This window comes from Stratiformator vulcanicus (assembly GCF_007744515.1).
In the GTDB taxonomy this organism is placed as follows: Bacteria; Planctomycetota; Planctomycetia; order Planctomycetales; family Planctomycetaceae; genus Stratiformator; species Stratiformator vulcanicus.
Genome location: NZ_CP036268.1, coordinates 1,906,759 through 1,919,722, shown reverse-complemented (window position 1 = coordinate 1,919,722; position 12,964 = coordinate 1,906,759). Strand labels below are relative to the sequence as shown.

The 12,964-nt window shown below is 58.9% G+C and carries 10 protein-coding genes; 5 read left to right on the top strand and 5 right to left on the bottom strand.

Annotated elements, in window-relative coordinates:
- The first annotated feature begins 205 nt into the window (after window positions 1-205).
- From Pan189_RS07450 to Pan189_RS07440, 3 genes are read left to right on the top strand one after another with little or no spacing between them, the layout of a single operon-like run.
- Entirely contained in the window at window positions 206-1,897 is a 1,692-nt protein-coding gene (locus Pan189_RS07450; protein ID WP_310821216.1) for a cation:proton antiporter, read from the top strand.
- Between the two features lie 41 nt (window positions 1,898-1,938).
- Window positions 1,939-2,814 (top strand): fumarylacetoacetate hydrolase family protein, encoded by an 876-nt coding sequence (locus tag Pan189_RS07445; protein WP_145363310.1) that lies wholly within the window; start codon window positions 1,939-1,941, stop codon window positions 2,812-2,814.
- A 56-nt stretch (window positions 2,815-2,870) separates the two neighbouring features.
- Window positions 2,871-3,650: a hypothetical protein gene (locus tag Pan189_RS07440; protein WP_145363309.1), complete on the top strand. Its 780-nt coding sequence runs from the start codon at window positions 2,871-2,873 to the stop codon at window positions 3,648-3,650.
- 9 nt (window positions 3,651-3,659) lie between these two features.
- Here Pan189_RS07440 and Pan189_RS07435 read toward each other — a convergent pair whose 3' ends face one another.
- The 3 genes from Pan189_RS07435 to Pan189_RS07425 all read right to left on the bottom strand — a co-directional run bounded on the left by Pan189_RS07435 (window position 3,660) and on the right by Pan189_RS07425 (window position 7,033).
- The gene (locus Pan189_RS07435; protein ID WP_145363308.1) at window positions 3,660-4,682 is read right to left on the bottom strand and encodes a PIN/TRAM domain-containing protein; all 1,023 of its coding nucleotides are present in this window, start codon (window positions 4,680-4,682) and stop codon (window positions 3,660-3,662) included.
- A 175-nt stretch (window positions 4,683-4,857) separates the two neighbouring features.
- A complete protein-coding gene (locus Pan189_RS07430; protein ID WP_310821214.1) occupies window positions 4,858-5,373 on the bottom strand; it encodes an HIT family protein in 516 nt (171 codons plus the stop codon).
- A gap of 100 nt (window positions 5,374-5,473) precedes the next feature.
- Window positions 5,474-7,033 (bottom strand): DUF1559 family PulG-like putative transporter, encoded by a 1,560-nt coding sequence (locus Pan189_RS07425; protein WP_310821213.1) that lies wholly within the window; start codon window positions 7,031-7,033, stop codon window positions 5,474-5,476.
- A 228-nt stretch (window positions 7,034-7,261) separates the two neighbouring features.
- Between Pan189_RS07425 and Pan189_RS07420 the strand changes: the two genes are divergently transcribed.
- Together Pan189_RS07420 and Pan189_RS07415 are read left to right on the top strand one after the other, a co-directional pair.
- The gene (locus tag Pan189_RS07420; protein ID WP_145363305.1) at window positions 7,262-8,122 is read left to right on the top strand and encodes a formyltetrahydrofolate deformylase; all 861 of its coding nucleotides are present in this window, start codon (window positions 7,262-7,264) and stop codon (window positions 8,120-8,122) included.
- 236 nt (window positions 8,123-8,358) lie between these two features.
- Window positions 8,359-9,639 carry an outer membrane protein assembly factor BamB family protein gene (locus Pan189_RS07415; RefSeq protein WP_145363304.1) on the top strand — a complete coding sequence of 427 codons (1,281 nt, stop codon included), beginning with the start codon at window positions 8,359-8,361 and terminating at the stop codon, window positions 9,637-9,639.
- 12 nt (window positions 9,640-9,651) lie between these two features.
- Here the strand turns inward: Pan189_RS07415 and Pan189_RS07410 are convergent, their stop codons facing one another.
- Window positions 9,652-10,503 (bottom strand): triphosphoribosyl-dephospho-CoA synthase, encoded by an 852-nt coding sequence (locus tag Pan189_RS07410; protein ID WP_145363303.1) that lies wholly within the window; start codon window positions 10,501-10,503, stop codon window positions 9,652-9,654.
- A 70-nt stretch (window positions 10,504-10,573) separates the two neighbouring features.
- Entirely contained in the window at window positions 10,574-12,691 is a 2,118-nt protein-coding gene (gene fusA, locus Pan189_RS07405; RefSeq protein WP_145363302.1) for an elongation factor G, read from the bottom strand.
- Window positions 12,692-12,964 lie beyond the last annotated feature (273 nt).

The window sequence follows — 12,964 nt, the reverse complement described above, 5'->3', positions numbered from 1 at the left end:
ACTTTGGAAATTGCAAATTGGGAACAGGGGGAAGTCTACGTCGACAGTCGCGATCGAGGCTAGACCAGCTCGCCACCGGTATGGGCAAGTGTCCCCTGTCAGCAAGCCGCACCGGCGATGCGTTTCGCTGACGCCCCGCTCGCACTATAGTGTCGCCCACTGACGCCCATCGGCCCATGGATAGCCCGACTCAGAAGGATCTCCTGTGTCTTCATCGACCAGTTTGTTCGGCCGCGCTGGTTCGCGGTATTCGTCGCTGTCGCCAATCGGTAAACGCAAATTCTGGGGGTTCTTGACCCTCCTGTTTGCGGCAGTCCTTCTGCACGACCTTCAGCCGGGGGCGTACGTATTCGCCCAGACGGAGTCGGGCGAGCAAGTGGAGGCCGGGTCGGCCGACGATTCTGACCACGACCACCATGACGGCGAGCACGCCGAAGGTGAGCATGATGCGGCGCACGGCGACTCCCATGGCGGAGCCGGGGGCGACGATCACGGTGGCGGCCACGCCAATCCCGTCGCACCGGTTCTAGCTGGAATCGTGGTCATTTTATTCTTCGCCAAAATCGGCGGGGACCTCTGCGAGCGGGTCGGGATGCCGGCGGTTCTTGGGGAACTGACGGTCGGCATTATCATTGGCAACCTCGACAGCCTCGTCGGCATCAATGTGCTGCACTTCATGGAGCCTCCGGCATCAGGCGCTCATCCGGACGGGTTCGACCCGGGGGCGATCCTTTACATTCTCGCGGAGATCGGCGTCGTCTTACTGCTGTTCGAAGTCGGCCTTGAGTCAACGGTCGGCGAGATGATGAAGGTCGGCGTCAGTTCAGCGATCGTCGCGATTCTCGGAGTCGTCGCCCCGATCGCCCTCGGCTACGGCGTCGGGATGCTCTTTTTCGACGGTTGGGAGGTTCCGCTGTTCCTCGGGGCGACCTTGTGTGCGACGAGCGTCGGGATCACCGCCCGCGTGCTCAAAGATATCGGGCGGAGTCAAGATACCGAGTCACAGATCATCCTGGGTGCTGCCGTCATCGACGATGTTCTCGGCCTGATCGTGCTGGCAGTCGTCTCGGGCGCGATCGCGGCCGCATCAGCAGCCGGACCACCTCCGACAGATGCGAACGCCACGCTCGCCGAGGGCGGCGAAGCCGCATCTGTTGCGGTCATCGACGACGCCTCTGAGCATGGAGCGACATCGCTGGAATGGCAGATCGTCCAAATCGTCCTCCTGGCAATCGGATTTCTCGGCGGTGCGTTGCTGCTGGGTAACCTGAATTTCCCCGGAGCTGTATTTAATTATGCCAGTTCGCTCCGCGGACACGGGCTGTTGGTGACCTTCGCGCTGGTAATCTGCTTCCTGTTCGCCTTCTTAGCCAACTACATGGGCTTGGCCACGATCGTCGGAGCCTTTGCGGCCGGGCTCATCTTGGAGCGTGTGCAATACGAGGAACTGGAGACGAAGGAAGCGGTCGAACTCGAAGAGGCAATACGTCCACTGACGGCGATTTTCGTTCCGATCTTCTTCGTCGAAATGGGCATGCAGGTCGACCTGATGAGCTTCCTCGACTCCAGCGTGTGGGGACTGGCCACGCTGCTCATTATCGCAGCCGTGATCGGAAAGCAGATTTGCTCGCTGGGTGTTCGGGAACCAGGCCTCAATAAGCTATCAGTCGGCCTCGGAATGATCCCGCGGGGCGAAGTCGGCCTGATCTTCGCCAATGAAGGCCGTAAGCTGGTCAGTCACGGTGAATCGGTGATTGACACCAGCACGTACGCATCGGTCGTCGTGATGGTTATGGTGACCACGGTCGTAACGCCGCCGTTGCTGAAGTGGTCGATGGGTAAGGCCGAGGAAACAGGGGACCTGCCGCCGGATGAGGCACCGCCGAGAATCGGTTGATCTCCCCGGCGGAAAACGACATCGACATCGGAGGGCCTGCGATGCGGTTGGCGACGATTCACGCGGACGAAGGGACGCAAGCAGTCGGCGTCGATCTATCACAGGACGAGCCGAGGTTCGTCAGGTTGCGGGACGAAGATCTCGGCTCGCGACCGTCGATGATCGACATCCTGAGCGAGCCGGACGGGCTGCATCGGGCCGAGTCAGCCTTTAATGCCGGACGCGCCGCCGGCGATTTCGTCGAAGGGCGTCTTGCCGCACCGGTCCCTCTCCCCGGCAAGGTGCTTTGCATCGGTCTGAACTATCGGGATCACGCCGTCGAGACCGGGGCCGAAATCCCTTCGGAGCCGGTTTGCTTCGTGAAATTTTCCTCGTGCGTGATCGGTCCGGGTGATCCCATCGTACTGCCGCGGGTGTCTTCGAAAGTTGATTTCGAGGCCGAGTTGGTCGTCGTGATCGGCAAGCGCGGCAAGCACATCTCGAAAGAGTCGGCCTTCGAGCACGTCGCCGGATACACAATCGGGCACGACGTCTCGGCCCGCGACTGGCAGAAGGGTCGGCCGGGCGGGCAATGGACACTCGGCAAGAATCCGGATTCCTTCGCACCACTCGGACCCTATCTCGTCACGCCTGACGAAGTCGGCGATCCCCATGCATTGGACGTGACTTTGTCACTGAACGGACAGACGATGCAGTCGGGCAGCACGAAGGAATTCATTTTCGGGATCGACGAATTGATCGCCCACGTCTCGCAACTGATCACCCTCGAACCGGGCGACGTGATCTTCACCGGCACGCCTCCGGGCGTCGGCGATGCCCGCACGCCTCCGGTTTATCTGCAAGGGGGCGATCACGTCGAGATTTCGATCGACGACCTCGGGACGCTGTCGAATCCGGTCGTCGCCGAGCCCGATTGAACGAAAACGCGAACCGTCGCATTTCACATCAGCATATCGTAGGAGGGGCGATCGTGATGGACGAATACTGCGTAGTCCTGTCAGAGCCCGCCAAAGCCCCATGGCCCGTATTTGCCGCGGTCCTCGTTGATGCTGGGGCGATGTCGCGAACGGACGCCAATCAGGCGGCCAGGCAGTGCCGTGGCATTTTGGCCGAACGACTCAGTCGTGATGCCGCAGAGGCCGTGGCTGGCAATCTCCAACGCGGCGGCTTTGGCTACGCAATTCTTCGTCAAGAGTCAATTCCGCGGATGCCTATCCCCTGCGTACCAAAAGTCGTGCGAATTGATGCGGAAGCGATCAAACTCGAACTGATCGCCGACAATCCAGGACACCGCATTCCTTGGTTCGCGATCAAGGTGATCGTCGGTGGTCGCGTTCGCCGCGTCGAATTTTTAAAGCGGCTGTCGCAGCCGTTTCAAATGCCTGATCCTGAAGGTGATCCCGGATCTGACTTGAATTGGCAGCGGGAGGTCGAGAGGAAAACGGAGCGGCTCACCCCGTCGATCGAATTCTTGGCAGAGGTAGAAGATGAACACGCCCCGTCAATTGCCCGCGTCCGTATTGAACCGCGCGGCCTTCGTTGCCCGGATGCGGTCGATGATGCCGACGGCGAGTCGGGCGAATCGGCGTTCCTATTCGTCTTGCGCGAGTTGCTAAAGCGTGCCGACGAGGCCGACGTCAGCCCGAAGGTCAAAGGAGCGATCGCTCCTGATGCGATACCGATCGATGCCGAAGATGTTGAAGCGGAGGCTCGCTTCCGCTGGGCGCTTCGCGAATCAACCATTAATTGGTAACAGGAGCCGTCACTCCGGCTCGTTGGCGTCGCGGCCGAACAACATGCGACCGCCGCTGCTTTGCAGCACGCTGGTGACGATGATGTCCAGCTCTTCGCCTTTCCGCTTGGCGGCATTCTCGCAGACGACCATGGTGCCGTCGTCGAGATAGCCCACCCCCTGACCCGGTGACTCGCCGTCTTTGATCACGCGAATGCGGACCTGATCGCCGGGGAGAAATCGCGGTTTGAGCGCGTTCGCAACATCGTTGAGATTGACGCAGGCGACCCCCTGCAACGAGGCGACTTTCTGCAGACTCAGATCGTTCGTGACAATGCGTCCGCTCAGCTCCTTAGCGAGATCGACGAGCCGTGAATCGACCTGCTTGGCACCGATCATTCCTTCGTGGGTGTCGAGGACCCGGGCGTCGATGTTCGCGTCGCTTTGCAATCGCGCGAGTACCTCAAGGCCGCGTCGTCCTCTCGCCCGACGATTCTTGTCGGAACTGTCGGCAATCTCCTGAACTTCCAGCAGCACGAATTGCGGCACAATCAGTTCGGAGTCGATCAGGTGCGTTTCGGTCACGTCGGCGATGCGGCCATCGATGAGCGCGCTACTGTCGAGTAGCAGCGGCGTGCCGCCTTTCAGTTCTCGAACGAACTCAACGTAGGGAATGACGAACCGAAAATCGTTTCGAGTTTGAAGTAGCAGCGACACGCACAGATAGACCGTCGGCAAGGCCAACAGCGTTGTCATGATCGCTTCATATCGGTCCGGCACAGCCGGCCGTATTGCTTGGACGAGCAGAATCGTCAAGATGACGCCGACCACGATTCCGAAATAGATCGCCGAGATCGCCTCGATCCGCTTCGGCCGCAGCAAAACATCGGCCGCGACGACGGCGCCGGCGAGCAGCATTCCGGAGATGAACGTGATCAGCGGGTACTGTTCGAAGATAGTCGGATCTTCGAAGTCGACGCCCCCGCTCACGAACGTCGCGAGTCCGCCCGCAAAAACGAGAATGAAAATGGCGCGCAGAACGATCAGCGTCATGAATATTCAATCAAAAAATGCACCCGAAAGGGAACCGGCCGTGGGGGTGCGCGGCGGGGCCTGTACCATACGGCACCAACGCCCGCGCAGCCAGAGGTCCGAGCCAAAGACTTGCGGGATTTCCCCGTATCTTCATCGTCTGGATCGATCAGGCGGTTTCGGTTTTTTGCGACGGCTATGCCGAATCGAGCCGACCCCGCAACATCGCGTGCAATGCGCTGAGCGATTGCGGGATCACGTTCGTATCGCCGGTGACTGTCATGAAATTGGAATCCCCCGACCAACGCGGAACGACGTGCCAGTGCAGGTGACCGGGCAGCCCCGCCCCGGCAACGGAGCCAAGGTTCAGCCCAATATTGAACCCGTCGGCGTTCAGCAACTCCTTGAGACTACTGACGAATCGCTGCATCTCGGTGACGCAGCCGAGTAGTTCCTCCGCCGAGAGCTCGGCCAGTTCGCCCTTATGCTCCAGCGGGGCAATCAGCAGGTGCCCGTTGTTGTAGGGAAACCGATTGAGCACCACGAAGACATGCTCCGCCCGCGCGACCACGAAGTTCGTGTCATCACGCTCCGGCTGCTCGCGGTAATCACACAGAAAGCACCCCGAAGAAGTCGGCGGCGGCTCCTTCTGCCGATCAGGATCCTTAATGTAATCAAGCCGCCACGGGGCCCAGAGTTGGTCCATTGTCATCGACCTATTTTCCGAAGCCCTTTGACAAAGGCGGTTCTGCGACAGAAGAGGCAGAACCATCGCAGTTCTGCCGCCCGAAGTCATACCGGTCACGCCAGCTTCAAAACTCGCCGATAACCTGGCCGTCGTTCCGTTGCAGCAGATTTTTCAGAGTCCGCAAGCCAATGTTGTAAGAAATGAATCGCACGCTCCCATCTGCCAAGGCACAAAGAAACCCTGTTCCGTCGAACTGCCCGTCGAGACCCTTGAGCGGTTTTTTGAGATCAATCTTCAGGTCGTCCGGCTTCGTCCAAGGGACGGCACTTTCCTCATTGGCGAGCAGGACCATAATCGTGTTCGACGTTCCGTCAGTGACGTCGCGAATCGAGAATTTCTTCCCTTTTTCGAACATCATCCCGTCGCCGACCGGCGCGACGATGCGGGTATAGCCTTCCTTCTCTTCGCTGCCGGCGGTCTTGAAAACGTCCGGCATTTCGCTCAGCAACTGCTTGTTGTGCGGGCTGTCCCAAGATTCGTCTTTGCGAAACTCTTTATAGAGATCGTACTCATCCAAGAACGGCAGCATCTCGACCCGCCAACTGAGCAGCGGTTTTTTGTCCGCATCAACGACGGCGGGAGCCGGAAACGACCTGTAATTGTCATGAAAGTTGTGCAGGCTCAGCATCATTTGCTTCAACCGGTTTTTCATCAATGACCGTTCGGCCGCCGCCTTGGCATTTTTGACCGCTGGTCGGATCAGAGTGTCCTTCACGAAGGCGACTGTCTCCGTACCGTCGAATTCGAGGACCATCCGATCGCCTTCGGCCGACGGCACGAGCATTTGAGGGTCGGACATCGCCTTCGACAATTCGCTCGTCTTGTCATTGACAGCTTCGGAGACGAGCTTCACACCCTCCGCGGCTGATTCCGTGGACGGCGTTTTTGCGATGAATTTGAGCTTCACTTCGTTTCCCAGCGTCAGGCCCATGGCTCCCCATTGCAGATTTTCGCTGACGAAGAAGCGGCCGAGTTCGTCGAACGGCTTCTTCCCCGGCGGCATCTGCTGACGGGCAAGTGCTTTTTGCTCGGCAGTTGGCATCACAACGCCGCGAACTCCGCCAGTCGGAACTGACTTCAAGGCCTTCTCGATTTCATCCAGTTGCCAATATGGTTCCGACCGCTTCTTTGCACCTTCCAACAGCGACGGCAATTCAAGTGCGAGCACTCGATCGTCCCCGACGGTCGCAATCTCGATGACTTTGGGAGCTGCGCCCGGCTCTCCGTTCCGCCCCGGCGGGGTGGGTATGTTGCCGAGCAGATTGTTGATCAGAGCAGGTGACGCATCCCTCCCCTGGAGCGCAAGGACACAATGCGTCTTCGACATCGGAGTCGGTTCCGAAATTACCGCAACGACCTGTTTGACCTTCGTGGCATCGAGCAGTCCCTGAGCCATGATCGCCGATTGAAGCAATTGCGGGTAGATCGGCGACTGCTGGATTTCTTCGGTCGCGATTCGATTCAAGACCGCCTGCGGTTTGATCGACTCGGCATCGATCACAACAACCGCAAAGACTTCATCCGGCAGGTAGTCCGCCCACCAATCCGCGGCGCTGGCCTGCTGCGGCAACAACAATGCGATCACGATCGCAGCTTGGCAGAACCATTTCGTTGGCGTGCGCATCTTCGGCTTGCTCCGTTTCAATTGTTGCATGGGATTTGAAGGCCGACTGATTACGCGCATTTCGCGAACAAATTTCCACCGCAGCCGGAGTCATCGTTTCGAACCGAACAATGCGATTCATCAACTGGAGATATTGCCGCTGCACGAAGGCGAAGTCCGTCGTTGCGGAATATGATCGAACTAGAGCGAGTCCCCTTCGAACTAGAATCATTCTGGCAGCAGCCTCCCATGGAAGTGATCGTCACCGCCGTCGGCCCGGATAGTCAGGGGTTGGCCGACCCGATCGTGCATTACGTCACCGGGGCGGGGGCGAATATTCATGAAATTCAGATGTACGACCGCGGAGCCGAGCGGCTGTTCGCGATGCTCGTGCGCGTCGAATGGCCCGTCGAGCAGGAGTCCGTCGCCACGTTGCGTGAGCGGCTGACGGAGATCGGACGCGTCAAAGGGCTGACCGTCCGCGTCTGGTCGCGTGATGAACACGCCCGCCCGCCACGGTTGGCGATCTGCACGACCTTTCGCCCGGAACCGCCGCTGGCGATTTTGCGTGGGATTCGGGACGGTCGGCTGAAGGCGGAAGCGGCCGTGATGATCGGCAATCGCCAAGCCTGCCGAGGCCTCGCCGAGCAGTTTGACGTCCCGTGGCACAACGTGGCCGACGAGAAAGGGAGTCCCGACAACGACCGGATGGTCCAGCTATTCGACGAATATGAGGTCGATTACATCGTGCTGGCCCGCTACATGCGGGTACTGCCGCCACGCACCTGTTGGGAATTTGCCGGCGGTCGGATCATCAATCTGCATCACGGCCTACTCCCCCCTTTCCCCGGCTTTCGTCCCTATGAGGACGCGTTCGAGCACAAGATGCTCACTTACGGGGCGACGGCGCACTTCATCGTGCCGGAACTTGACGCCGGCAACCAGATCATTCACCAAAGCACGATCACGGTCCGCCCGGGGACTTCTCTTGAAGAGATCAAGCGACTGGGCGAAGGCGACAACGAACCGACCTGCCTCGCCGAAGCGGTCCGCCGGGTCGTCGATCGGGAAGTCACGCTCCGATTCCACAGGGTGGTGCCCGTCGACTAGTCGATCGTGGAGCTATTTGAAGCCAAAACAAGCCGCGCACGAAGTAAGCGGATACGCGGCAGCCGAAACAAGCCGCGCACGGAGTAAGCGGATAAGCGGCAGCCGAAACAAGCCGCGCACGGAGTAAGCGGATAAGCGGACGGACAACGCTTCAGAGTTGAGGGTTCAAGCCGCAGAACACAGAGTGGTATGAGCGGCCGTCGCATCTTGACTCTATTTCTCGCCAAAGCCCTCGCATGTTCCGTTTGACTCCGATCGCACTGATCTTCGCCGCTTCGCTGGCCCACGCCGGTGATTGGCCGCAAATCCTCGGTCCGAAGCGCGACGGCGTGGCAGCCAGCGACGAGAAAATCGTGGCAACCTTCCCCGAACAGGGTCCCAAGCTACTGTGGTCGCGTTCGGTAGGCAGCGGGTTCGCGGGGGTCGCAATCAAAGGTGAGACCGGCATTCTCTTCCATCGGGTCGAAGACTCGGAACGCGTCGAAGCGTTCGATGTGAAATCGGGAGAGCCGAAATGGAAAGACGACGCCGCGACGACCTTCACCGGCGGGATTTCTGAAGACGATGGCCCCCGTTGCGTGCCCGTGATCGATTCGGACGTTCATGGGAAATCGACTCGCGTTTACACGTTCGGAGCGCAGGGGTTGCTCCGCTGCAACGACTTCGCAACCGGCAAACTTCTCTGGTCGAACGCGACGCATGAAGAATTCGGAGCCGAGGAAGGCTACTTCGGTGCGGGGAGCACGCCGATTGTGATTGGGGATGTGCTGATGGCGAACGTCGGGGGCCATCGACAGGACGCCGGCATCGTCGGTTTCGACAAGATGACCGGCAAGGTGCTGTGGACATCGACCGAAGAGCGGGCGAGCTACTCATCCCCCATCGCCGCACCAGTTGAAGGCCGGACACGTGCGATCTTCGCCACCCGACTGAAGTGCCTGGCGATCGAGCGGAGCAACGGCAAGTTATTGTGGGAGTTCCCGTTCGGGGCTCGTGGTCCGACAGTGACCGGAGCGAGTCCCGTCTACATGCCCGAAGCGACAGACGCGGGAAAGTTCTTTTTCACCGCGAGCTACGGCGTCGGCAGCGCAATCGTGGCGGTCGGTCCGCCGCGGGATGAGGCCGAATTTATGCGAAGGCAACGGTCGAGACTGCTTGCAACACAGTACGCAACGCCGGTGCGGTTGAACGAACACCTGTTTGCGATCGACGGCCGAGACGACCTCGGCCCGACCTCGCTCAAGTGCTTCAAACTCGACGGCAGTAAATCGAAGTGGGTGCAGGATGATTTTGGATACGGCACGCTCATGCGAATCGGTGAGACGATGCTCGCCCAAACGACGAACGGCGAATTGATTCTGTTCGCCGCAGATGCGGCGGCTTATCGCGAACTCGCGCGGGCGGAGCTATTCGATCCTGATACCGATCCGGTCGTACGAGCGCTGCCTGCCTATGCGAACGGCCGGTACTTTGTCCGCGATTCAACCGAGCTCAAGGTGTTTCAACTCGGTCAATAGATCGATTAATAATCAGGTCGTCTCTTTATTAAATTCGGGGCGTTTAATCGATCCGCTTCTCAATGCCACGAATAGAATCGCCGCGATGAGGTCGGCGGTCGTGCCGGGATTGAGCCCGTTTCCGTCGCTGCGGAGATAGCGGTCAAAGCGTGCGAGGGCATCGTGGTCCACTTCTTCTTGTCGAACCAAATTAGACGCCCTGCGTGAAACGTCTTCGGCGATCGACTTGCCGCGTTTGCGGGCGATTAAGGTGTCCGGCACTGCTGCGAGCAATTCCAGATATAGCCGGATGACGACGCGCTCCCAATCGCTTGAGAATTGGACGCTGAGTTCGCCCAGCCGGTCGGCCCAGTTAAAGACAAGTGCGAAGTCGGTCGTATACTGCAGCGCGATCGAATCGCGATCGGCTGCCAGTCGCATCGCCTCGGTAAGCGAGACAGTCGGTTTTTGGTCGACATCCTGCTGATCAGACTGGCCGAGCCCGCCCGCCGAGGCTCGGCGGATCGCTCTATAAACGAGTTCGGCATCTTCGACCGTCGTTTCAGTGAGCAGCTTTGACAGCGAGCGTCGCATTGCGACATCGGACTCCACCCGGCAGAGCGGAGCGAGGAGCAGGATCGTGCCGAGATGTGCGTTCGATGCAGTTATCGCTCGGGACGCGATGACCGCATCGTAGACTGCGCGACCGATACCCAATGCGCGATCAGCTAAGATCGGCGCGATCGCCTCTGAGGAACGCGCAAAATCTGCGTAGGTAAGATCATCAAACGACGCCTGCGGATGCACGTTGCCCGGCTTCGCCGCGGTGCATTCGGCGAGGCAGGCGACGCGAACGAAATCGGCGATCGAGTTCTGTTCTTCCATTTGACGGTCAGCGCAAAAACTAAGCCGGAGCCATGGCTCCGGCTTAGTCGAGTCAACGCATATCTCCAAATTACGTCTTGGCCAACCGGGCCTCTTTTTCGGCTTTGCGCTTGGCGATGATCTCAGGCTGCAGGCTCTGAGGAACAACGCCGTACTTGGCGAATTCCATCGAGTAGTTGCCTTTGCCCTGTGTCATCGAACGCAGCTCGTTGGCGTAGTCGAACAACTCCGACAGCGGGCATTCGGCGTCGATCACGCAGTCCTGTCCCCGCTGCGAGATGTTGTTGATCAGGCCACGCTTACTGGCGAGATGTCCCGCGACCGAACCTTGGAATTCTTCCGGGGCTTCGATTTCGAGCTTCATGATCGGTTCCATGAGCGTGAACTTGCCCTTGGTGAAGATCTCTTCCCGCATACAGCCGCGACCGGCTGCCTGGAACGCCATTTCCGACGAGTCGACATCGTGATAGGAACCATCGTTGACGGTCATCTTCACGCCGACAACCTCGCATTCGGCCAACGGGCCTTTATCGAGCATCGAACGGAAACCCTTATCGATCGCCGGGATGTATTCCTTAGGAATTTTACCCTGCGTGATTTCGTTGACGAATTCGTACTGCTCTTCGGCGTCTTCCGGTAGCGGTTCCATGTTGCCTTTGACGTGGCCGTACTGTCCCGAACCGCCCGACTGCTTCTTGTGTTTGTAGTCGAACACGACGCCTCGGGTCGGACGTTCGCGATAAGCAACTCGCGGGGCACCAACTTCGCACTCGACGCCGTACTCGCGTTTAATGCGCTCGATATAGACTTCGAGGTGCAACTGGCCCATGCCGGCGATCAAAGTCTGACCGGTTTCTTCGTCACTGCGGACGTGGAAGGTCGGATCTTCACGGCGGAACCGTTCGAGGGCCTTCGCGAGTTTGTCAGCGCCGTCGCGCTTCGTCGGTTCGACCGAACGGGTAATGACCGGCTCGGCGGCGTAGATGCTTTCGAGCGAGTAGTTCTTACCGTCGCCGCAGAACGTATCCCCTGAGGCGCAATCGACCGCCACGACGGCGATAATGTCCCCTGCCCCCGCTTCTTCGAGGTCTTCGCGATCATTGGCGTGCATACGCACGAGTCGACCGAAGCGAACCTTCTGTCCGGTTCGCGTATTAACGTAGGTCTCGCCTTTGACGATCTTGCCCTGATAAATCCGGGTATAGGTCAACTGACCGAACTGCTCGAGCACGATCTTAAACGCCATGCAGACGAGCGGCAGATCGTCATCGGGTTTGAGCCGAATCTTTTTCGGATCTTCGCCCTCAACGAACTGATCGTTGTCGATCGCATAGTTCTCGACCTCGGTCGGGTTCGGCAGGTAGCGCACGATCGCGTCGAGCAGCGGCTGGACGGCCTTGTTCTTGAAAGCCGAGCCCATGTAGACCGGCACAATCTCGTGAGCCAGCACGGCATCACGGATCAGTTGGTGCAGTTTCGTTTCATCGTATTCCTCTTCCGCGAGGAGCGCTTCCATCAAATTGTCGTCGAACATCGAGAGGGCTTCGAGCATGTCGTGCCGCTTCTCTTCGACGAGGTCAACCATGTCGGCCGGAATCTCGACCTCTTTGAAGTTGTCTTTTTTCGTTTTGTCGTCTTCAAAGACATAAGCCTTCCTGCTGATCAGGTCGACGACGCCGTCATGGTCATCTTCGAGGCCGATCGGAACCTGCATTTGGACCGGATTGATGCCGAGCTTGTCGCGCATCTGGCTGATCACGCTGTCGGGATCAGAACCGGTACGGTCGAGCTTATTAATGAAGGCGAGCCGCGGAACTTTGTACCGCTTCATTTGGCGGTCGACGGTCAGCGACTGACTTTGCACGCCGCTGACGGCGCAAAGCACGAGAATCGCACCGTCGAGCACGCGAAGTGAGCGTTCCACTTCGACCGTGAAGTCGACGTGGCCGGGCGTATCGATGATATTGATCGGGTGACCGTCCCACGCGACGCTCGTGGCGGCGGAAGTGATCGTGATGCCTTTTTCTTTTTCGAGCTCCATGTGGTCCATGGTCGCTCCCTCTTTTTTGACATCCCCGATCTTGTGGGTTTTGCCGCTGTAAAAGAGGATCCGCTCCGTCAGCGTGGTCTTGCCCGAATCAATATGGGCGGAGATGCCGATGTTGCGTACTTTGGCGAGGTCTTTCATGGATCCGTGCTTTGAAAAAGGCTGCAATGCCCGGCGTTAATGACTAAGCCGGGCGGGTAAGGGTGGCGACCGATCAAAACTCAATTCAGAAAGTGCCGGCCGGAAAACACTTTCGAATTCCGCTTCAAATCAGTGAAAATAGAGACTCTGTCTATTCCTACAGACCGCTTGTGCCGTTGTCGGTTCGCCGAATCGGAATCCGGGCGGAACCATCTCTTGTGGTGTTTTCCCGAGCAACCCGATCCGTGAGTCACCGTCTCAGGTCGTTGTGGG